At 61.4% G+C, this 21,934-nt stretch carries 20 protein-coding genes; 9 read left to right on the top strand and 11 right to left on the bottom strand.

What is annotated here, in order from left to right; all coding sequences use genetic code 11:
* Window positions 1–2: 2 nt before the first annotated feature.
* From OIM99_RS22315 to OIM99_RS22285, 7 genes are all read right to left on the bottom strand, one after another.
* On the bottom strand, window positions 3–1,106 hold the full coding sequence (locus OIM99_RS22315; RefSeq protein ID WP_311852685.1) for a Xaa-Pro peptidase family protein: 1,104 nt from the start codon (window positions 1,104–1,106) through the stop codon (window positions 3–5).
* Between the two features lie 3 nt (window positions 1,107–1,109).
* Window positions 1,110–2,813 (bottom strand): hydantoinase B/oxoprolinase family protein, encoded by a 1,704-nt coding sequence (locus OIM99_RS22310; RefSeq protein WP_311852684.1) that lies wholly within the window; start codon window positions 2,811–2,813, stop codon window positions 1,110–1,112.
* 5 nt (window positions 2,814–2,818) lie between these two features.
* Entirely contained in the window at window positions 2,819–4,879 is a 2,061-nt protein-coding gene (locus OIM99_RS22305; protein ID WP_311852683.1) for a hydantoinase/oxoprolinase family protein, read from the bottom strand.
* Window positions 4,876–5,724, bottom strand: coding sequence for an ABC transporter permease subunit (locus OIM99_RS22300; RefSeq protein WP_311852682.1), 849 nt, complete (start codon window positions 5,722–5,724; stop codon window positions 4,876–4,878). Before OIM99_RS22300 ends, OIM99_RS22305 begins: the two co-directional genes overlap by 4 nt.
* Window positions 5,725–5,727: 3 nt before the next feature.
* Window positions 5,728–6,480 carry an ABC transporter permease gene (locus OIM99_RS22295; RefSeq protein ID WP_311852681.1) on the bottom strand — a complete coding sequence of 251 codons (753 nt, stop codon included), beginning with the start codon at window positions 6,478–6,480 and terminating at the stop codon, window positions 5,728–5,730.
* Window position 6,481: 1 nt separating this feature from the next.
* Window positions 6,482–7,309, bottom strand: a complete 828-nt coding sequence (locus OIM99_RS22290) for an ABC transporter ATP-binding protein (RefSeq protein ID WP_311852680.1) — start codon at window positions 7,307–7,309, stop codon at window positions 6,482–6,484.
* Window positions 7,310–7,383: 74 nt separating this feature from the next.
* Entirely contained in the window at window positions 7,384–8,388 is a 1,005-nt protein-coding gene (locus OIM99_RS22285) for an ABC transporter substrate-binding protein (protein WP_311852679.1), read from the bottom strand.
* A gap of 169 nt (window positions 8,389–8,557) precedes the next feature.
* Here OIM99_RS22285 and OIM99_RS22280 point away from each other — a divergent pair, with 169 nt between their 5' ends.
* Genes OIM99_RS22280 through OIM99_RS22270 form a run of 3 tightly spaced genes read left to right on the top strand, consistent with a single transcriptional unit; the run spans window position 8,558 to window position 11,908 of the window.
* Window positions 8,558–9,466 (top strand): LysR family transcriptional regulator, encoded by a 909-nt coding sequence (locus OIM99_RS22280; RefSeq protein ID WP_311852678.1) that lies wholly within the window; start codon window positions 8,558–8,560, stop codon window positions 9,464–9,466.
* A 53-nt stretch (window positions 9,467–9,519) separates the two neighbouring features.
* Window positions 9,520–10,500, top strand: a complete 981-nt coding sequence (locus OIM99_RS22275; protein WP_311852677.1) for a tripartite tricarboxylate transporter substrate binding protein — start codon at window positions 9,520–9,522, stop codon at window positions 10,498–10,500.
* A 58-nt stretch (window positions 10,501–10,558) separates the two neighbouring features.
* Window positions 10,559–11,908: an adenylosuccinate lyase family protein gene (locus OIM99_RS22270; RefSeq protein ID WP_311852676.1), complete on the top strand. Its 1,350-nt coding sequence runs from the start codon at window positions 10,559–10,561 to the stop codon at window positions 11,906–11,908.
* Here the strand turns inward: OIM99_RS22270 and OIM99_RS22265 are convergent, their stop codons facing one another.
* From OIM99_RS22265 to OIM99_RS22255, 3 genes are all read right to left on the bottom strand, one after another.
* Window positions 11,909–12,721 carry a class II aldolase/adducin family protein gene (locus tag OIM99_RS22265; protein WP_311852675.1) on the bottom strand — a complete coding sequence of 271 codons (813 nt, stop codon included), beginning with the start codon at window positions 12,719–12,721 and terminating at the stop codon, window positions 11,909–11,911.
* A gap of 203 nt (window positions 12,722–12,924) precedes the next feature.
* Window positions 12,925–13,254, bottom strand: a complete 330-nt coding sequence (locus OIM99_RS22260; protein ID WP_311852674.1) for an HU family DNA-binding protein — start codon at window positions 13,252–13,254, stop codon at window positions 12,925–12,927.
* Between the two features lie 230 nt (window positions 13,255–13,484).
* Window positions 13,485–14,447: a D-2-hydroxyacid dehydrogenase family protein gene (locus OIM99_RS22255; RefSeq protein WP_311852673.1), complete on the bottom strand. Its 963-nt coding sequence runs from the start codon at window positions 14,445–14,447 to the stop codon at window positions 13,485–13,487.
* Between the two features lie 142 nt (window positions 14,448–14,589).
* On the opposite strand from OIM99_RS22255, the gene OIM99_RS22250 reads away from it, so the two are divergent.
* Window positions 14,590–15,300: a class II aldolase/adducin family protein gene (locus OIM99_RS22250; RefSeq protein ID WP_311852672.1), complete on the top strand. Its 711-nt coding sequence runs from the start codon at window positions 14,590–14,592 to the stop codon at window positions 15,298–15,300.
* Here OIM99_RS22250 and OIM99_RS22245 read toward each other — a convergent pair whose 3' ends face one another.
* Entirely contained in the window at window positions 15,301–16,143 is an 843-nt protein-coding gene (locus OIM99_RS22245) for a shikimate dehydrogenase (RefSeq protein WP_311852671.1), read from the bottom strand.
* Between the two features lie 187 nt (window positions 16,144–16,330).
* On the opposite strand from OIM99_RS22245, the gene OIM99_RS22240 reads away from it, so the two are divergent.
* The 5 genes from OIM99_RS22240 to OIM99_RS22220 all read left to right on the top strand — a co-directional run bounded on the left by OIM99_RS22240 (window position 16,331) and on the right by OIM99_RS22220 (window position 21,928).
* Complete coding sequence (locus OIM99_RS22240) at window positions 16,331–17,611, top strand: Rieske 2Fe-2S domain-containing protein (RefSeq protein WP_311852670.1); 1,281 nt, start codon at window positions 16,331–16,333, stop codon at window positions 17,609–17,611.
* A gap of 1 nt (window position 17,612) precedes the next feature.
* Complete coding sequence (locus OIM99_RS22235; RefSeq protein ID WP_311852669.1) at window positions 17,613–18,725, top strand: alcohol dehydrogenase catalytic domain-containing protein; 1,113 nt, start codon at window positions 17,613–17,615, stop codon at window positions 18,723–18,725.
* A gap of 151 nt (window positions 18,726–18,876) precedes the next feature.
* A complete protein-coding gene (locus OIM99_RS22230; protein WP_311852668.1) occupies window positions 18,877–19,326 on the top strand; it encodes a tripartite tricarboxylate transporter TctB family protein in 450 nt (149 codons plus the stop codon).
* A 6-nt stretch (window positions 19,327–19,332) separates the two neighbouring features.
* Complete coding sequence (locus tag OIM99_RS22225) at window positions 19,333–20,841, top strand: tripartite tricarboxylate transporter permease (RefSeq protein ID WP_311852667.1); 1,509 nt, start codon at window positions 19,333–19,335, stop codon at window positions 20,839–20,841.
* Window positions 20,842–20,950: 109 nt separating this feature from the next.
* Complete coding sequence (locus OIM99_RS22220) at window positions 20,951–21,928, top strand: tripartite tricarboxylate transporter substrate binding protein (protein ID WP_311852666.1); 978 nt, start codon at window positions 20,951–20,953, stop codon at window positions 21,926–21,928.
* Window positions 21,929–21,934 lie beyond the last annotated feature (6 nt).

The raw sequence follows: 21,934 nt of genomic DNA, 5'->3' as shown, positions 1-21,934 counted from the left end.
ATCTACTGAACGGAGAAAAGCTGGCGCGGCGTGCCGCACAGAAGTTCATGGCCCCGGTCGCGCACGATCAGGGAATCGCCGAGCACGAGATAGCCGACCGCCGGATGATAGGTGTTGGGATGGACGATGATCGTCATGCCCGTTTCGAGCGGTATCTGCACGTCTTCGAGGATCTGCGGCTTCTGGTCAGGGAACAGGCCCATGCCATGGCCGCGCACGCGCGTATATTCGCTGGTGACGTAATCACCCAGGCCAAATTTGCGGAAGACGTCATTCTCCGCCTTGGCGACCTCAGCGGCGGTGACGCCTGCCGCAACGGCGGCGATGCCCGCTTCCATGGCTTCGAGATAAACGGCGAAGGCCTGCTTCTGCGCTTCATTGGCTTCACCAACCACAAGCGTGCGGCAGATCTGCGCGTAATAGCCATCGACGCAGGGGGTGAGTTCGGTCGTCACCATATCGCCTGGCTTCAGCACCTTGCCGCCCGGAGGCGCCATGCCGCGCACCTCCTGGCCGCCGACGCCAATGATCATGAAATTTTCTGGGACACCCTTGGCACGAAAGAAGGTCTCGATCTCGGCGACGAGTTCGTAGTCCTTGCGGCCGGGGCGGGCGGCATCGCGGAAAATGGCATAGCCTTCGTCAGCCAATTTGGCGGCGCGACGCACCGCATCCATTTCCACTTCGAGCTTGGTCATCAGCAGACGCTCGATGACCTTGGTGCCGTCGTTGACGCGCAGATCCTTCTCACCATTGAGAAGACCATAGGGCAGGAGATGGAAGGGCGCGGCGCCGATCTGGCGGTTGCCTTCACGTGTCAGCAGTCGGCGTGCTTCCTTCACCAGCGAGGGGGCATAGAGAATGTCGCCGATCGCCGCTTCGGCGCGGGCGCGTTCGGCTTCGGCCGGATCATCGAGAATGAGCGTGGTGGCGCCATCGGCGCGCACCAAAGCGATGCCTTGTCCTTCCTGAATGCCGAAGTCGGTGGCATAGCGCAGGTGATCGGCATGCCAATTGTTGCCGAAGAGGACGAGCACGTCCGTATTCTCCGCCGCCATGGAGGCGGCGAGCGCTTTCAAGCGCGCGGGATGGGTCGAGGTCGCCATGGATCAGGCGCTCCGCACTTTCGGTGCGACCGTTTTGGTCCAGCCGTAGAATTCGCTCGCTTTTTCGGCACTCACGAACCCTTGAGCCACGTCATTGCTGGTGGAGTCGCGGGTGCGGTCTCTGGGATCGCCATAGCCGCCACCGCCAGCGGTGAGGAAGGTGACGCGATCGCCCGCGTCGAGCGGAATTTCTGTACCTTTGAAAACGATCCGCTCGGGACCTTCGGTCGGCTTGATGATCGCGGCATTGTGCGCGCCATTGCCGCCGCCGGCGAGACCCCAGGGTGGCACGCGCGTGCGTTCGCAATTGATCGTCACCTTGCAAGGCACCAAGGTGCGATAAGTGATGCGCACGCCAAGGCCGCCACGGAATTTGCCCGGGCCGCCCGAATCATCGCGCAAGGCGTGTTCGTCGACCATAATAGGATAGCGGATTTCTTGCAGTTCGACCGGCGAATTGCGCACGTCGCCCTGGCAGACGGAGACGCTGGCGTCTTCGCCATCTTCCGACGGTCGCCCGCCCCAGCCGCCGCCAAAAATATTGAGTAGCAGAAAGCGCGTGCCATCCGGCTTGAAGCCGTAGAATGAACAACCACCCATGTCGCCCTTATGGGCGGCGGGGATCATATTCGGCAAAGCGGGCGCCAGCGCCTTGAGGATCGTGTCGATGGTCGTCGGCAGGGCGATGCTCCACAGGCCGATGGCGGTGCCGGGCTTGGCGCTGACGATGGTACCTTCGGGAATCTTCACGTCGAGGGCGCGGAAACAGCCTTCGTTGACGTCGAGATCAGGCGAAGTGATCGCCTTGAAGGCGACGCGCGCGGCAGCGATGCCGCCCGACTTGCCGGAATTCAGAGGCGAGTGGGTCTGCGGATTCATCTCGGAGAAATCGACGCCCATGGTCGATCCCTTGATTTCCACCGTCACCTTGATGCGGATTGGCTGATCGAGGCTGCGGCCGTCGTTATCAAGCGCGCTTTCGGCCTCATAGATGCCATCGGGAATTTTTTCGATAACATTGCGTACGGCGCGATCGGCCTGATCCCAGATGCGTTCGATACAGGCTTCCACCGTGGCGCGGCCATAACGCTTGATCAATTCGCCATAGCGGCGCGCGCCCAGTTGGCAGGAAGCGACCTGCGCCCTGAGGTCGCCGAGGCTGGCATCTGGGAAGCGGACGTTGTCGTGGATGATCTGCCACAGGGTCTCGTTGCGCTTGCCCTCTTCGTAGATTTTAAGAGAGCGCAGTTGCAGGCCTTCGGCGAAAATTTCCGTCGTCAATGACGAGCCGAAGCCGATGCGCATGCCGCCGATGTCGACCCAATGGGCGCGGTTGGCGGCAAAGCCGACGAGCTCTCCGTCGACGAAGCAGGGGGCGTAGATGACGACATTGTTGAGATGCTGGCCGCAGACCTCATGATTCATGATCATGATGTCGCCCGGCTTGAAGCCATCGAGGCCCCAGCGCTTGATGCCATCCTCGACGGCGACGCCGAGATCGGCGAGGAAGATCGGCAGGCCGCCGCGATTTTGCGAGATCATGCGGCCTTTGGTGTCGATGAGACCGCAGCAGAAGTCGCGGACCTCGTAGATCATCATGTTATAAGCGGCTTTGCACAGCGCATTGCCCATCTCATCGGCGTAAGCGACAATGGAATTGCGAACGACTTCGACGGTGATTGGATGCGCATCGACATTCTTGGTCATGATGCTCAGGCCTCCTTGCCGGCGAGATCGACGATGAGATGGCCAGCGTCCGTCACGGTCACTTTGTCTCCCGGATGAATGAGAATGGTGGAATTGGGTTCCTCGATGACCGCCGGACCTGTGAAGGTGAAACCGGCAGGCAGCGCGGGGCGCCAGAGAATGCGGGTGCTCAAGGGCTTTTCCGGATTGTCGAAGATCACGTCGCGGCTGGTTTCCTCGGTGGTGTCCGTCGGCGTCCAGGGCTGGGTCAGCCAGGCTTCGGCGATGGTGTCGCTGCGCGCGGCGGTCAGCACTAAGCGCAGATTGACGACTTCGAGATGTTCCTCGAGCGCCGACTGACCGTAGCGCAGGTCGTGTTCGACATTGAACAGTTCGCGCACCCGGCTTTGATCGCCAGTGAGCATGGTCGGTGACGTAATCGGGATCGGTAGGGCATGTTCCTGGCCGACGTAACGCAGGTCGGCATAGAAACGGAAATCGGCGATGTCATTGCCGATGCCGTCGCGCTGCATCTGCGCCTTGCCGTCTTCCGCCAGTTCCTTGAACACGCGTTCGACCAGCGTCGTGTCGAGCGCATCGAGGCGGCCGACGAGAGTACGCACGAAATCCTGCCGCCAAGACGCCATCAGCATGCCGAGTGCCGAGAAGGTGCCGGGCAGTTTCGGGATGACGACGCGCGGGATGAAGATTTCGCGCGCAATGGCGATGGCATGGAGAGGGCCAGCGCCGCCGAAGGCGATCATCGCGGTGTCGCGCGGATCGACGCCCTTGTTGACGGAGACGGCGCGCACCGACAGCGACATATTGTTGTCGGCGATGGTGGCGATGCCCAGCGCCGCTTCCTTGGTGCCAAGGCCGAGTGGCTTGCCGACCGTCTGGTCGACGGCGCGTTCGGCGGCCGCCTTGTCGAGCGACATGTTACCACCGAGGAAGCGGTCGCCGTTGATGCGGCCAAGCACGAGATCGGCATCGGTGACAACAGGATCCATCGAGCCCTTGCCGTAGCAGGCAGGGCCAGGATCGGCGCCGGCGCTACGCGGGCCGACATGCAGGCCGCCGGTGCCATCCACCCAGGCGATCGAGCCGCCGCCATTGCCGACCTCGACGATGTCGACGACGGGCAATTGCATCGGCTGGCCCGAGGCGTGATCGCCGATCACATAGCCTTCTTCGATCGCCGGACGGCCATTGGTGATTAACGACGATTTGGCGGTGGTGCCGCCCATGTCGAAGCCGATGCACTTTTCGAGGCCAAGATGTTGAGCCAGCCGGCCGGCGCCGATCATGCCGGCGACGGGACCTGACTCCATCATGGAGACGGGCTGCGCTTTGGCCTGATCGAGCGACATCACGCCGCCGTTCGAGCGCATAAGATGCAGTTTGCCGCCAAAATTCTCGCCGCGCAGGTAGCTGTCGAGCGTGCCGAGATAATTGCTGACGCGCGGACCGACGAAGGCATTGAGCACGGTGGTGGAGGTGCGTTCGTATTCGCGGAATTCGCGCAGGATTTCGTGGCTGAGCGTGACGAACAGGCCAGGATTGAGCCGGCGCAGCATCTCACCGATGGCGCGTTCGTGATCGGGGAAGGCGTAGGAATGCAGAAGGCAAACGGCGACCGCCTCGATCTTCTGATCCTTGATCTCCTTGGCGATGGCTTCGACTTCGCTCAGGACCAGCGGCACGATGGCTTCGCCAGCGGCATTGACGCGCTCGGTGACTTCAAAGGTCAGGCGGCGTTCGACCAAAGGCTTGGGGCGGTGAAACCAGAGATTGAAGGCCTCGATGCGATTGCCGCGGCCGATGGCATAGACGTCGCGGAAGCCGCGCGTGGTGATGAGCGCGGTATGGGCACCCTTGCGCTCCAACACCGTATTGATGGCGATGGTCGAGCCATGCAGCACCTCGCTCAATTGCGGCAGATCGCACTGCGCTTCACGCAAGGTGTCAGCGACGCCCCGGGTCGGATCGGCCGGGGTGGTGGAACATTTGGCCGTGACGATCTTGCCATCGATACAGCCGACCAGGTCGGTAAAAGTGCCGCCAATATCTACGCCTACAATATTCATTTCTGCACCGATTTAGACTGGATTCGCGGCGCACGGCGTTTGCCGGGCGTCAGGGTGTTTTCCGCGATGCGGACGATTTCGTTGAAGAAGATGGCGATCACCGCCAGGCTGGTGATGAGCGCGAAGAGCGGCGCCGGATTGTAGTTCTCGGCGAAGACGCGGGTGTAATAGCCAACACCGCCTGTCGATACGTAGAGTTCGGCGAGGATGACGCCGAGCAGGGTCAGCGTCATGCCGAGACGCAGGCCCGTGAACAGGCTCGGCACCATGTTCGGCAAGATGACATGGCGGATGATGTCGGCTTTCGAGGCGCCCATGGAGCGCGCGCCGCGCAGATGCAGTTCCTTCACGTCTCGCATGCCGGCGACGACATTGACGATGATCGGGAAGATACCGTGCGAGAAGCCGAAGGCGATCTTGGCCGCCGGCCCCAGGCCGAAGATCAGAATGACCAGCGGCATGAAGGAAACCTGCGGGATGGCGAACAGCAGCAGAATGATGGGGAAGAGCGCGGCGCGGCTGAACTTGGTGGCGCCGACGATGAGGCCGATGGCGACGCCGAAGACTACCGACATGCCATAGGCGATCGATATCTCGGTGATGCAGAGCCATAGGGCCGAGACGATCTTCGGCTCGGAGATGACCGAGGTGAAGAAGGCTTCGACGACGGCGCTGGGCGGCCGCATGAAAGCCGGATCGGCATGGAAGCGGCCGTAATATTCAAGCAGCAGCAGGATGGCGGCGATCAAGGCGATCCGCAGCCAGAAGGGACTGCGTGCCAAGCGGCTCCAGATCGGCGTGCTGCTGGCTGCGGGTGTGGAGGTGGCGGAGGAGAGCGATGCCATGGGTTACCTCGCCCTGATGCGGTTTTCGAAGCTGAAGGCGAGCAGGTTCAACACCACCGACATGCAGACGACGAAGCTGATCCAGGCGAACATTCGGCCGGGCTCCATCAGCTCGGCGGTCAGCGCGATGTTGCGGCCGACACCAGCGACCGAAGAGATGGTCTCGCCACCCAGCACCGACGCGAGGCAGATGAAGAAACCGATGCGCAGGCCGGTGAAGAGCACGGGCAGGGCGCCGGGCATCAGCACGTAGCGGAAAATTTGCCAGCGGTTGCCGCCCATGGATTGCGCGGCGAGCAGATAGCGCTGTTCCATATTGGCGAAGGCGGCGATGGTGTTCAGGGCGATCGGGAAGAAAGCGTAGGTCGCGCCATAGGCGACTTTCGATCCCGTGCCGACACCGAAGAACAGGATGAACATCGGGAAGAACAGAGTGATCGGGATGGTGAACAGGCCCGAGATCACCGGCTCGATCGTGGCGACCGCCAGTTTCGAACGGCTGACCAGATAGCCGGCGAGAATGCCGATGATCAGCGCGAGGACATAGGCCTTAGCGACCGTTGACGCCGTGACGAGGACCGCCGACCAGAAGGCGTTGGTCTGCACGAGCGCGACAAGCGCGGTGAAAACCTCGCGTGGTGGCGGCAGGAACAGGCGGCTGACGCTGCCAGTTGCCGTTGCCAGATACCAAGCACCGGCGGCAAGTGCCAGAAAGGCCCATTGGACCGAGCGAGAGGAGAGCGATGAGCGGTCCATGTCAGACTGCCTGCGGATCGCGCTGCAACGCCATGGTGGCGCGAATCTCGTCGCGCAGCAGGGCGTAGCATTCGTTGCGCAATTCGCTGAACTTCGGCTCCAGCATGAAGTCGGGCGAGCGCGGATGCGGCGTGTCGACGTCGATGATCGTCTTGATCTTGCCTGGGCGCGCGGTGAACACGGCGATGCGATCGGATAGGAAAACCGCTTCGGCCAGGGAGTGGGTGACGAAGACGATGGTCTTGCCGGTTTCGGCGAGCAGCTGCGACAGGTCTTCGCCCAGCACCATGCGGGTCTGTTCGTCGAGTGCGGCGAAAGGCTCATCCATCAGCAGAATGTCGGTTTTCACGCAGATGCCGCGCGCCATGTTGACGCGCTGGCGCATGCCGACAGAGAGTTGATCGGGATAGTGGCGGGCGAAGGAAGCCATGCCGACGGCGCGTAGCGCCGCCATGGCGCGATCGTCCCATTCGGCCTTGGGGATGCCCTGGAATTTGAGCGCGATGTGGAAATTCTCGATCACGGTGTACCAGGGGAACAACGTGCTTTCCTGGAAGACGAAGGCGATCTTGTCGGGATGCGGCTTGCCGTCGACGAGGCGGCCTTCCACCGTTGCCGTGCCGCTCGTCGGCTTGAACAAGCCGCCGACGACATTCAGCAAGGTGCTCTTGCCGCAGCCGGATGGGCCGAGCAGGCAGACGAACTCGCCCTTTTTGATATCGAGCGAAACGTTGTCGAGAGCGAGTACGCTATCTGGCTGGCTGGCGTCACCGAAGCGTTGCGTCACGTTTCTGATCGAGATCGCGATCTTATCCTGATTGTTTTGCATGCTCGCGACGCGCTCCGGCTCCAAACCATGTTTGCCGGGAGCATGGCTCCCGGCGATTTACAAATGCGTTCTGCTTACAGTTTCACCGGCGCGAAGCCCGGCATGAAAAGCTCTTTCGCTTCGGGGATGCGGTCGAGCACGCCGAGATCCTTCAGCGAGTAACGGATGGTTTCGATCGCCTTCGGATTGAAAGCGCCGTCCATCGACAGCATTTTCAATTCATAGTCGTAGCTGTCGTCGATCACCTTCTCGCTGATCTTCATGACGCCGGCGATGAATTTCACCGTGTCGGCGCGGTTGTCGCGCATGTAATGGGCGGTCTTGAACCAGCCGCGCAGGAAGCGCCGCACCAGTTCGGGATTCTTCTCGACCAGGTTGCGATGGGCGAAAATGACATGGGTGTGGAAGTCGGGAACGGCCTCGGCGAAAGTCGCCAGCAAGCGGCCCTGGCCCTGTTCGACCAGATTCCAGGTTTCCTGAATCGAATTGACGCTGCCGACCAGTTCGCCGGATTTCATGGCGGCGAGGCGCGTGCGCATTTCGCCCATGGGAATGATGTCGATGCCTTGCGGACCCCAGCCCTTGCTGTCGGCGAGTTTGCGCGTCAGCCAATCGGTGAGCGAGCCGGCAGTGGTGACGCCAATGCGCTTGCCCTTGAGATCGTCGACCGATTTGATCGGCCCGTCTTTCATGACGACGAGCGACATGTTGCGCGGCTCGCCGGCGAGCGCCGCCACGGCGATGCCGGGCACGCCTTTCACCGCATAACCCATGCCGGGGCCCGAGCCGAGGCCGATGTCGATGGCGCCGGCAGCCATGGCCTGTTGCATCTGGCCGTCGCCACGGAACACCGAAACTTCAGCGTCGATGCCTTCGGCGGCGAAGAGGCCCTTGGCGAGGCCGAGGTCGGCGCCGGTGAAGGGAAAGGATGTGCCGACCGATTTGCCGATGCGCAGTTTGTCGGCGGCGAAAGCCGTGCGCGATGTCAGAACGAGCGGCGCGGCGGCAGCCAGCGCCAAGGCGTTTCGCCGCGAAATCCCGGGCCGTAAAATTTCTGGCCGTCGGATGAAGCCATCCATGTGCGTTTCCTCCCTAGCCGTTCCCGGCGCACTGACGGACTGCGCCGCCGTTGAGATGCCTGGCCGCTTGCTGCGGCCATTGCTGTCGTGCCGGGCAATCGAATGCCTTCGGATGAGGCAAAGCAAGCCATGGGCGGGCTTGGTTAAATATAGTGTTTAGACTATAACTATGGGGATGATAGCTTTCACGCTCCGCCGTCTGCAGGTGTTCGTCGCCATCGTCGAGACGGGCTCTTTCGCCGCCGCCGCCCGACGGCTTGGCATCGCCCAGCCGTCGATCAGCGCCCATGTGATGGCCCTGGAGAAGGAACTTGGCCGGCTGTTCGAGCGCCAGAGCGGCCGCCAGGCCGTGCTCACTGAAGTCGGGCGTAATTTCCTGGGCCATGCGCGGGAGCTGCTGGCGCAGGCACAAAAGCTTGAGGCCGATATGGCCTCGCAGTCTTCCGTCGAACAGAATGTCGCTTTGGCCTGCCAGCGCTCATTGGCGCATACGATGATGGGCGCCGCCTTGGCGCATTTCGCCAAGGACAATCGCCGGATTCGCCTGTCCGTACGCATCGCCTTTCAGGAAGAGGTCATTGCCGCCGTGCGCATGGGCGCGGCCGATGTCGGTTGCCTGTTGTCCGGTGGCGAGACCGTGGGCTTTCCCTCGACCCTCATCGGACGCATGCGCTTCGTGATCTTCGCTCTGCCCGACCATCCGCTGGCTGGGCGCAAGCGCGTGCCGCCGGCCGAAGTGGCGCAATATGATTTCGTCGGCCCGGTGGCGACGTCTCTGTTCGGGCAGACGCAGCGGCGCCTGTTGCAGGGCATCGGCGTCGATCGCATGCACATTGTTGCAGAGGGCACGGAATTCAGCGTCGTGCGGGAATTGGGTGCCGCGGGGCTTGGCCTGTGTTGTTCGCTGCAAGCCTCCGTGCAGCCGGATATCGATGCCGGCCGTTTCATGCTGATCGATGTCGATGGGCCGGACCTGTTTCTCGATATCCGCATGCTGATCAATCCGCAGCGGCGCGCAGCGCGGCCGGTGCGCCAACTGGTCGACTATCTGCGCGAAGAAAGCGCCAACTGGCGCTGAGAACGTTGTCTCCGCTTGTTCGCTCCGCCAGAATGACGGCGGGAGGAACGGCCATGCAACACATTGCACGTCTTTGGCGAATGGCTTGTCTGGGTGCGGCGCTGGCTTTTGCCGCGATCCCGGCTTCGGCGCAATCCTATCCGGATCGGCCTGTCCGGTTGATCGTGCCTTATGCGGCGGGTGGAGGCACCGATGCGATCGCGCGGCTGGTGGCACAGGCGGTCGCGGAAAAGCTCGGGCAGCCGATGGTCATCGAGAACAACGGCACGGCCGGCGGCAATGTCGCTTCGCAGATCGCCTCGGCGGCCGCGCCTGATGGTTATACGGTGCTGATGGCCAATCAGGGGCCGATGGTGGTCAATCCGCATCTGTTCAAATCGCTGAAGCTCGATCCGTTGCAGGCGTTCGATCCGGTGACGTTGATTACATCAGCGCCTTTGGTGCTCGTCGTGTCGGCGAAATCGCGTTTCAATGATGTCGCTGAACTTCTTGCCTATGCCAAAGCCCATCCGGGCAAGCTCAGTTACAGCAGCGCCGGCAATGGTTCGGCCAGTCATCTTGCCGTCATCATGCTGGCGCAGGTGGCGGGGCTTGATGTGGCGCATGTGCCTTATCGCGGCGCGAGCCCGGCATTGAACGATTTGATCAGCGGGCAGGTCGATTTCATGATCACCACCCTCCCGTCGGTGACCGGGCAAATCGACGGTAAGATCGTGCGCACTTTGGCGGTGACGTCGAAGACGCGCGTCAAACGTTTGCCCGATGTGCCGACCTTTGTGGAGAAGGGCTTTCCCAATTATGAAATCGGTGCCTGGTATGGCTTTGTCGTGCCGCATGGCACCCCGGCACCGGTCATCGCCACCTTGCGCAAAGCGACGATCGACGCGATCAACAGCGAGGCGGTGCGGGCGCGTTTCGCCACCGAAGGCGCCGAACCGATCGGGTCTGGTCCGGAAGAATTTGCCGCTATGATGCGGACAGAATCAAAACGTTGGCAGGACGTGCTCAGCCGGGCGCGGATCGAGCTCAACTGATAGAATGGCTTCATGGATGGCGTATTGATCGTCGGGCCATGAGCCGGACGGAGGAAATATGGCTGCGACGATCATCGATTCCCATGTGTTGGGCGACATTTTCAGTGCACCCGATATGCGCGCTATTTTCTCCGATGAAGGACGCACCCAATACTATCTCGATATCGAAGCGGCGTTGGCGAAAGTGCAGGCCCGTCTGGGCATCATCCCGCAGGAAGCTTGCGATGAAATCGTCAGGCATTGCGACGTATCGCAGATCGACTTTGTTCGCCTGAAGAGCCAGACGGAGCGGATCGGTTATCCGATTCTTGGCGTGGTGCAGCAATTGGTTGGGCTCTGCCGCGACGGCCTTGGCGAATGGTGCCATTGGGGCGCGACGACGCAGGACATCACCGATACCGCCAGCATTTTGCAGATCCGCGCCGGGCTTACACTTGTCGAACGCGATCTGAAAGCGATCTGTTCGGCGCTTGCCGATCTGGCGCGGCGTTATCGCGATACGCCGATCGCCGCGCGCAGCAATCTGCAACAGGCGGTGCCCGTGACCTTCGGCTATAAGATGGCTGTGTTGCTCGCCGGCTTTCAGCGTCATCTCGAGCGGCTGCAAGAGTTGAAGCCGCGCCTGCTGGTGGGCGAGTTTGGCGGTGCCGCCGGCAATTTGTCGTCGCTTGGCGGACGCGGGCTCGAAGTACAGGCGGCGCTCTGCGCGGAACTCGGTCTCGGCCAGCCCGACATCGCCTGGCATACGATGCGCGATCGTATCGCCGAAACCGGCTGTTTCCTCGGGCTCGTCAGCGGCAGCCTTGGCAAGATCGCCATGGACGTGAAGCTGATGATGCAGAGCGAAGTCGAAGAGGTGATGGAGCCGTTCCATGAGGGGCGAGGGTCTTCAAGCACCATGCCGCAGAAGCGCAATCCGATCTCGTCAGCCTATATTCATGGCCTGGCGTCGTCGGTGCGCTATCACGTGGCGGCTTTGCTCGATGCCAATATCGCCGATCACGAACGCTCCACCGGACCATGGCAGATCGAATGGATTTCATTGCCTGAAATCTTTTGCCTGGCATCCGGTGCATTGATGCATGCCAGGACGTTGACTGCCGGCTTGCAGGTGAATGAGGAGGCCATGCGGCGCAATCTCGATCTCAGCGGCGGGTTGATCGTCTCGGAGGCGGTGATGATGGGGCTTGGGCCTTATCTTGGCCGTCAGCGCGCCCATGATCTCGTCTATGACATCTGTCGCGAGGTGGTGCGGACCAAACGCTCTTTCCTCGACCTGCTGGTGGAGAGCGCCGAAATCTCCGCGCATCTTGACCGTGCAGCGCTGGCGCGCCTTGTCGATCCGGCCAACTATCTCGGCCAATGCGGCGAGATGGTCGACCGGGTGCTGGCGCGCCAGGCATCATAATTAAGCCGCGCCGACGCGCCGCTTCCACAGGTCCCAGGCGCGGCTGGCGGCGCCCATATTGACTGCATCGGCGAGCGCGCCTTCCTCCTTGGTCAGCGCGGCGATCTGGCCGCCGCCGCTGATCATCATGGTAGCGGTCTGCATACGGGCGCTCACCTCCGTATAGACGGCGCGGAACACGGCGCTTTGCAAGCTGGGGCCAACGGCAACACTGCCATGGGCGCGCATCAGCACCACTGGCTTGTCGCCCAGAACATTGGCCAGCTCGACACCCTTTTCATTGTTGCCGACCAACATGTCGGTGGCGCCGAACTTCTTGGAAATGTCGAAAACGGGGACGCCCTCGGCCAGGAAGGCGGCGTTATGGAACATGGCGCGCAGGGGCGTGCCGACCAGACCATAGGGAATGACCGACTGCGAATGGCTGTGGACAACCGCCATCACGTCGGGCCGTGCCTTGAAAATCTGGCCGTGGATGAAGCGTTCGAGGAAGCCGTTGCGGCCCTTGTTCTCGCAGGCGACCGAGTCGAGATCGAACTCCATGATGTCATCGGCGGTCACCAAAGCGGGCGCAATAGCCCGTGCCATGAAGAAACGATCCGGCGCATCGGGATGGCGCAAGGTGACATGGCCGAAGGCATCGACGACACCTTGATCGGCGAGGATGCGGCTGGCCGCGGCAAATTCTTCCAGCACTTTGCGATCGACGGGGCCGCCAGATTTGGGGATGGGTGCGCTGGCGCCGGTTTCCGATGGGCGGGCGGCGAAGCCGCCGGCAAAGGCGGCGCAGCAGGGACAACTATTCAGGCGCATGTTTCCTCCAAATGATCTTGCAAGTCATTTTACCAAGTCATCTTACCCAGCAACTGGGCAAGCAATCGATCGAGCTTCGCTCTACATAGCCGGACTTGGCCTTGCGCCGGAAGTGCCTGATGTGCAGAGATTTCGGGCCTTTTGCCAAAGAAAAAGCCCCGCTCGCAAGCGGGGCTCTGGAATGCCTTGAATTCAAGCAGCGATTAGATCGCTTCCTTGAGTTCCTTGGCGGCGCGGAAGGCGACCTTCTTGCTCGCCTTGATCTTGATCGCTTCGCCGGTGGCCGGGTTGCGACCCATACGGGCGGCGCGCTTGCGAACCTGAAGGATGCCGAGGCCGACGATGCGGATGCGGTTGCCCTTCTTGAGGTTCTTGACGACGAGGTCGACCATGTCCGTCAGAACGGTCTCGGTCTGCTTCTTCGACAGCTCGTGGTCGACCGACAGCGTAGCTGCCAGATGCTTCAGGGTGACAGTGGAAGCCGCTGCCGACGCCTTACCAGCCGGCTTCGCGGCTGCTGCTTTCTTTGCCATTGGTAGTCTCCCGGATCGAATCAACATGGTTCGAATCAACGGCGAGATATTAGCCAATCAAGCCCACACGCCAAGCGGCGATTCAAAAAACCCCCATCCTGTCGCAGTTTATGGGGGCTCTATTCACAAAAATACTGGCGCGCAGCCGGTTCGAGGCCCTTGTGTTCTGAAACGAATCAAAGGAAGCGAACCTTGGCAAAGGCGGAAAGGCCCGTGGAATGGGCCTTCTCTTAGTCGCTCTCGATGAGGCGTGGCACTGGAGTGCCGGTCCGCCAGGCTTTGATGGCCTCGATCGTATCGGCGTAATAGGTCTTGAAATTGACTTGTGTCGCGTAGCCCAGGTGCGGGCTTAAGACCGCATTGTCGAAACTGCGCAGGATATGGTTGGGCGGCAGCGGCTCGACATTATAGACATCAAGTCCGACAGCATGAATGCGCTTTGTTTTCAGCGCTTCGATCATCGCCTCTTCGTTGATGATCGGTCCACGCGAGGTGTTCACGAGAATGGCCTTCGGCTTCATCAGGCCGAATTCACGGGCGCCGATCAGGTCGCGCGAGCGGTCGCTCAGAACGAGATGAATGCTCATCACGTCGGCCTGCGACAGGAGTTCATCTTTGCTGACGAGTTTGGCGCCGCCGGCGGCAGCCTTTTCTTCGGTAAGATTTTGGCTCCAGGCGATGGTCTTCATGCCGAAGGCCTGGCCGACCTTGGCGACGCGCTGGCCGAGATTGCCGAAGCCGATGAGGCCGAGGGTCAGCCCGGCAACCGAGAAGCCAAGCTTTTCCTGCCAGCCGCCGGCGCGCATGTGGCGCTCCTCCCGGTGCAGGTTGCGGGCGGCCGAGAGGATCAGCCACCAGGCGACGTCGACGGTCGGGGCCGGGTCGGCGCTGCGCGTGCCGCACACGATGATGCCGCGCTCCTTGCAGGCGGCCACGTCGATGGAGCGGTTGCGGCCGCCGGTGGTGATGACCAGTTTGAGATTGGGCAGTTTCTCGATCAGGGCGCGGGGCAGGGGCATGCGCTCGCGCATCAGGCTCAGCACTTCAAAGGGCGCGAGCTGGCGGGCGGCATCTTCGATCGAGGCCAGGTTCTGGCGGAAAAACGACACCTGACAGTCGCTGCCCAGGCTCGCCCAGTCGCCCTGGCTTTTAACGACATCGAGATAGTCGTCGAGCACCGCAATCCGTGTCATGCTTTTCTCCAAGGAATTTCGGGCGGACCATGGCACGGATTGACGCGGCGGCTCAATCGGTCTCAAAGCGTCCCCAACTGACTTATTATTGACTTGTATCGGCGGCTCCAGCAACGTGCCGCCGGATTTTTGGGGGAAGCGTATGTCCCAGGGTAGTGTACAGCCGCTGGAGCGACCGGGGGTGAAACCCTTCGCGCAGGAGCGCCAGCAGCTCGTCGATTGCATCCGTATGCTGGAAATGGCCGAGATTATCGATTTCAACGGCCATTGCAGCATCCGTATTGGCGATGACCGCATTCTTATCAATCAGGGCAATTGCCAGCGCAGCAGCCTGACCGTCGATGACATCGTCACCGTCGATATGGACGGCAAGCTGATCGAGGGCAGCGCCAAGCCGCCGCTCGAATTCCATCTGCACACGGGCATCTATCGGGCACGGGCGGACGTGCGCGCCGTCGTTCATGCGCATCCGAAATGGTCGACGTTTCTGACGATGACGGGTCACGCCTATCAACCGGTCTTCGCGCAAGGCGTATTGCCGGGCGAAGCGCCGGTGCTCGATACGCCAGCCTCGATCAACACGCGAGAGATGGCGGATAAGTTGGCGCAGGTGCTGGGCCATCGTTCGAGCGCTTTGATGAAGTCCCATGGCGCCGTCACTGTCGGCAAGGACATCGTCGAAGCCTTCGTTCTCGCCGTCTATCTCGAAGAGAACGCGCAACGCCAATATATGGCCTTGCAGATCGGCAAGCCTTATGTCTTCGATGCGGAGGAGCAGAAGGCCGCGATGGAGAAGCTCTGGACCGCCAGCCTGTTCCGGCGGACCTGGGATCATTATCTGGCGAAGCTTTAATTAAAGCGTCGCCTCGATCATCGCGCGCAGCTCAGGCGTCACTTTCGGATCGACATTGAACCAGGCCTGCCAGGCCGGACGTGCCTGGTGCAGGAGCATGCCGAGACCGTCGACAATGGGATTGCCGCGCGCCTTCGCGGCTTTCAGCAGCGGCGTTTCGAGCGGCGCATAGACAATGTCGGTCACCAAGGCGGTGCGTGGCAGTTTTGACAGATCGATGTCGAGCGGCTCCATGCCGACCATGCCTTGGCTTGTGGTGTTGACGAGCAGGTTGCAGTCCTCAAGCGCGTCGCCGCGCTCGCTCCAATCGACGGCTTTGACCGGTGCGCCGAATTCCTTGGCGATTTCCTCGGCGCGGGCGCGGGTACGGTTGATCAGGCGGATTTCGGGAACGCCACGCTGCGCCAAGCCCCACACAACCGCCCGGGCGCCGCCGCCGGCACCTAGAACGACAGCCGGGCCGGCTTCGAAACGCATTTGCGGCGCGCCTTCGACGAGGTTCTCGATGAAACCGTAGCAATCGTTGTTGGAGCCGAACAGCGATCCGTCCGGCCGCACAACGACACAGGAGATCGCGCCCATGGTGCGCGCCAACGGATCGATCTCGTCGACGATGGCAAGCGCCGCCTGCTTGTGCGGGATCGTCAGATTGCAGCCGGCGAAGCCGAGCGGGTGAAGGGATTTCAACGCCTTGGCAAGGCCCTCGGGGGCGATTTCAAGCGGGATGTAGGTACCGGCGAGGTTATATTCGCGAAACCAGTAGTTGTGCAGCATCGGCGATTTCGAATGCATCACCGGCCAGCCCATCACGCCTGCCAGCCGGAAGCGTTCGCCATGCGCCATCGCCTTCATCCTCTTTTAAAATCTGTATTTCGACGGTGCCCGTCTTTAAGGCGTCGTCGCGCCCCTGTCACCTGCCGTGTCCGGACGCCATTGCGTCGGACGCCGCAGAGCGTTATTGCCCTAGATCAAGGTGCCGCCACTGGAAACCACTAGTGCGAAAAATGGCGCCAAACCGAGGAGACGCGCCATGCTGTCGAGCGACGACAATGCTCTTGTCACCCGCACGGGCCCTGGCACACCCATGGGCGATTTGCTGCGCCGCTATTGGGTGCCCATTCTGCACGCGGAAGAATTGCCTGAACCCGATTGCCCGCCGGTGCGCGTCAAAGTGCTGGGCGAGCGGCTGATCGCCATTCGCGATACGTCGGGCCAAGTCGGCATGATGGACGAATTCTGCGCCCATCGCGGCGTCTCGCTGTGGTTTGGTCGCAACGAAGAGGGCGGTTTGCGCTGCCCGTATCACGGCTGGAAATACGACGTGAACGGCCAGTGCATTGAAGTGCCGTCCGAGCCGGTGGAAAGCGGCTACTGCCAGAAGGTCAAATTGAAGGCCTATCCGTGCGTCGAAAAGGCCGGTGTCATCTGGGTCTATATGGGGCCGCCGGAGAAGCAGCCGGAATTTCCCGCTTTCGAATGGCTCGATCTGCCAGCCTCGCATCGCTACATTGCCAAGCGCTGGCAGGAGTGCAACTGGCTGCAAGCCATGGAAGGCGGCATTGATTCAAGCCACGTCTCCTGGCTGCACAGTGGCGAGCTGCATACCGATCCGCTGCACCGCGCGACCAAGGGCGCGGTCTATAATGGCGATCGTACGCCGCGTTTCGAAGTGGTCGACTCGCCGTCGGGCATGCTGATCGGCGCGCGCCGCAATGCTGAGCCCGGCGAATATTACTGGCGCATCACCCAGTGGATCATGCCCTGGTATACGATGATCCCGCCCTATGGCGAGAATGCCTTGAACGGGCATGCCTGGGTGCCGATGGATGACGAGAACTGCATCACCTGGTCGTTCACCTGGCATCCGACCCGGGCCCTGAGCGAACATGAATTGGCGACCATGCGCAGCGGCGGCGGCATGCATGTGGAATTGGTTCCGGGCACGTACCGGCCCGTCATCAATAAAGACAACGACTACCTGATAGATCGGGCGTTGCAGAAAAGCGGCCGCTACTACAGCGGTGTCGCCGGTATCGCCATGCAGGATGCATCCTTGCAGGAGAGTATGGGGCCGGTCGTCGATCGCACGAAAGAAAATCTGGTGTCGACCGACAACGCCATCATCATGGCGCGCAGCCTGTTGAAGAAAGCCGCCGTTGGATTGGCCAAGGGCAATGAACCGCGTGGACTGAAGGCGGAAACCCATCGGGTGCGTTCGGCTTCCTTCATTCTGCCGGCCGATAAACCTTTCGCCAAGGCCAAGGCGGAAGATTTGCAGGCGCGGCCCGGCATCATTCATACGGGTGTGTGACATGACCGGTGTTGCTGCGGCGGTTTCCTTTGCCATCCGACAAACTGAAGTGCGGGAGATCGCATTCCCTGACATTGCCGAGGATGCGGGTCTCCTTAAAGTCGAGTTGTGCGGCATCTGCGGCAGCGATTGGCCGCATTACAACAACTATCCCCGCTCCAAAGGACCTTTGATCCTTGGCCACGAGACTGTCGGCATCGTCGATCGGCTGGGGCGCTATGCAGCCAAGCGTTTCGGCGTGAAGGAAGGTGATCGGGTCGCGCTCGAGGAATATTTGCCGTGCGGTCATTGCCATTATTGCCGCACCGGCGACTTCCGCCTGTGCGACGAGACCGACACGCTCAACTTGTCGAACACGATCCGCTTCGGCTCGACGCCGGTGTCGGTTTCGCCAGCGCTTTGGGGCGGCTACGCGCATTATCAATATCTGCACCCCAATTCCGTGTTTCACCAGATGCCGGCGCATGTGCCGGCCAAGCTTGCCACTTTGGCCCTGCCGCTTGGCAATGGTGTCGAATGGGCCTGCTTGCAGGGCGGTCTCAAAATCGGCGAAGCGGTCGTTATTCAGGGGCCGGGCCAGCAAGGGCTTGCCTGCACCTTGGCCGCGCGACAGGCTGGCGCCGGACTGATCATCGTCACCGGCAAGTCGTCACCCGCAGACCGTGCCCGGCTGGCCCTGGCCAAGGAGTTCGGCGCCACCCACACGATCAACATCGATGAGGAAGACCTGCTCGAAACGGTGGCCGACATCACAGGCGGCCTGATGGCCGATCTGGTGATGGATTGTTCGTCCGGTGGCCCAGCGGCGGCGATCTCAGCCATTCAACTGGCGCGCAAACGCGGTCGCATCATCCTGGGCGGGCGCAGTCCCGATCGTAAAGCCGAGTTCGACACCGACATTCTGGTGAAGAAATTCCTCACCGTGAAAGGCGTGCGCGGCCACAGTTACGAGGCGGTGGAGCTGGCGATTCAGATCATTGCCAGTGGCCGCTTCCCACTGGAGCGGATGTGCACCCACGTGTTTAGCTTGGGCGAGGCCCACGAAGCCTTGATGACGGTCGGTGGCCAGGGGCGCCCCGGCGCCATTCACTGCTCGATCGATCCCTGGGCTTGACCGGGCGGAAGGAGTGTCGTCCACAGAAGATGTCTGCACGAAATTCTTGCACCGCAAACCATTGGCGGTATCGTGCTCCCTGTTATAGTTATAGGGGACATAGCTAGAGGTAATCGTTCGGCGCAGAGTTGCCGACGGGGGAGGAAGCTGCATGCTACGAATTCGGAGCCCGCAAGACTTGGGTGCGGGGCTCGTCTTTATCGCGATCGGCGTGGCGGGCGTTTATTTCGGTCAGGATCTCACTTACGGATCGTCCTCCCGCATGGGGCCGGGCTATTTTCCGATCATCCTGAGCTATCTCACCATCATGATGGGCCTGATCATCGGCGGGCGTGGTTTCGCCTTGGATGGACCGCCGATCCAAAGGATTCCGTTGCGGCCCATCTCTTTCGTCATCCTGGCCATTCTCGCCTTCGGCTTTTTGATCGAGCAGATTGGTTTGGCGCTGACGACCGTCGCTGTTATCTTCATAGCCAGCGCTGCACGTGAAAAGTTCAACGTGAAGGAAACGGTGGTTCTGGCCATTGTCGTCGCGGCGCTCTGCGTCGGCGTTTTCATCTACGGATTGTCGCAGCCGATGCCGGCTTGGTGGGGAAGGTAATTCGCCATGGATGCCTTTTCCAATCTCGCCACCGGCTTTGCTGCCGCCGCCAGTTTCCAAAACCTCGGCTTCGCGCTGATCGGCTGTTTGCTCGGTACGCTCATTGGCGTTCTGCCGGGTATCGGGCCGATCCCGACCATCGCGATGTTGTTGCCGATCACCTTCGGTCTTGATCCGCTGTCGTCGCTGATCATGCTCGCCGGTATTTACTACGGCGCGCAATATGGCGGTTCGACCACGTCGATCCTCGTCAACATGCCGGGTGAGGCCTCATCGGTCGTCACCTGTATGGACGGCTATCAGATGGCGCGAAAGGGCCGGGCCGGCGCGGCGCTGTCGGTCGCGGCTCTCGGCTCGTTTTTCGCGGGTTGCGTCGGCACGATCTTCATCGCCGCCTTCGGTCCGCCGCTGGCGGCACTGGCGCAGCAGTTCAATTCGCCCGACTATTTCTCGCTGATGCTGCTTGGCCTTTTGATGGCCGTGGTGCTGGCGCATGGTTCGGTTATCAAGGCGATCGCCATGGTGATCGTCGGCTTGCTGTTCGGTCTCGTTGGTACCGACGTCAACAGCGGTGCCGTGCGCTATACGTTCGGCGTCTCGGAATTGTGGGACGGTATCGACTTCCTGCCGATGGTCATCGGCATGTTCGGTATCGTCGAGATCATTCGCAATCTCGAGGAAAAGGAGGTCGACCGCACGGCGATCAGCACCAAGTTCCGCGATCTGTGGCCGAGCGCCAGCGAGTTCGCGCAGTCTTGGAAGCCGGTGCTGCGTGGCACGGCCGTCGGCTCCATCCTCGGCATTCTGCCGGGCGGTGGCGCGGTTCTGGCCGCCTTCGCTGCCTATACGGTGGAAAAGAAGGTCGCCAAGGATCCGAGCCGCTTCGGCAAGGGCGCGATCGAAGGTGTGGCTGGTCCGGAATCGGCCAATAATGCCGCGGCGCAGACCTCGTTCATTCCGCTGCTCACCCTCGGCCTGCCGTCCAATCCGATCATGGCGCTGATGATGGGCGCAATGATGATCCAGGGCATCCAGCCGGGTGCCGCGGTGATGACCAGCCGTCCGGACCTGTTCTGGGGCATGGTCGCCAGCATGTGGATCGGCAATCTGATGCTGGTCGTCATCAATCTGCCGATGATCGGCATTTGGGTGAAGCTGCTGTCGATCCCCTATCGCTATCTCTATCCGGCGATCCTGATGTTCTGTGTTATCGGCGTTTATGGGACCAATGCCAATGCGGTGATGATGATCCTGACGGCGGTCTTCGCGGTCTTCGGCTACATCATGGTGCGGTTCGGCTGCGAACCGGCGCCGATGGTGCTGGGCTTCCTACTCGGACCGCTGATGGAAGAGAACCTGCGGCGTTCGCTGGTGCTGTCACGCGGCGATCCGATGATCTTCCTGCAACGGCCGATCTCGCTGACGCTGCTGATCTGCGCGCTGGGCCTATTGCTCGTGATCGTGCTGCCGAACGTGCGCAAGTCTCGCGAAATCGCCTTCCAGGAAGGCGGCTAGCCAACACACAAGACTTTCCGGCGCTGCCTTGGGAGGGGCGGCGCCGGAGGGAAGCCTAGTCTACCAGAGGAGATAATCGTTATTCGTTTTCATTCGGGAGGGGATGGAGATGCTTTACACACGGCGTCGAGCAAGTGCGCTCATCGGTGCGGGTATCAGTGCACCGGCTTTAGTTGGTTTGGCACGCGCGCAAAGTTATCCATCACAAGACGTGCGCGCGGTCTGTGCCTTTGCACCGGGAAGTGGCGCCGACGTTTTGGCGCGCTCGGTTGCCGAGCGGCTGCGGCCGCTGATGAACCGGACGATCATCGTCGAGAACAAACCGGGCGCCAATGGCAATATCGCCTGCGAATATGTGGCGCGCTCGAAACCCGACGGGCATACCATTCTGCTGCATGCGGCGAGCGCCACCGCCAGCAATATGTATCTTTACAAGAAGCCACCCTTCGATGCCGTGCGCGACTTTCAATTGGCAGCGACGATCAATCGCCAGCCCTATATGGTCGTCATCGCGGCCAATCGGCCGTGGAAAAATCTTGACGAACTGACCGCGCATCTGAAGGAGCGCGGCGACAAGGCAAGCTATGGCATCGCCAATCCGATGACGGCGGTGCTCGGCGAAACCTATAAAAAAGCCTTCGACCTGAAAGCCGTGCAGGTGAGTTACCGTTCGGGCCCCGATGGGCTCAACGATCTGGCCAGCGGCACGCTCGACTTCATGACGCTCGATCCGGTGCTGGCGATGGCGCAGGCGCGCGAAGGCCGTATCCGCATTCTCGCCGCCAGCACCAAGGATCGCCTGTCGGTCGTGCCCAACGTTCCGACCTTGCACGAACAAGGTGCCAAGGATGTCGATATCGTGGGGTGGTGGGCTGCCCACGTGCCGGCGGCGACGCCACGGCCCATCGTCGAACAATTGGGCAAGTGGGTGACGCAGGTCATCGAGATGCCTGAGATGCGCGAGTTCTTTGCCAAGATCGGCGGCGAGCCCTTCGTCAATTCTCCCGATGCATCACAGCGCCTGTTCGTTCGCGAGGTGGATGTCTGGAAGGATTATGTACGCGTGGCGCAGATTGAGCCGCAATAATTTTCG

It is taken from the genome of Methylocella sp. CPCC 101449 (genome assembly GCF_031921685.1).
Lineage (GTDB): Bacteria > Pseudomonadota > Alphaproteobacteria > Rhizobiales > Beijerinckiaceae > Terripilifer.
The sequence above is the reverse complement of the archived record's forward strand: the minus strand, read 5'-3'. Positions and strand labels throughout refer to the sequence as shown.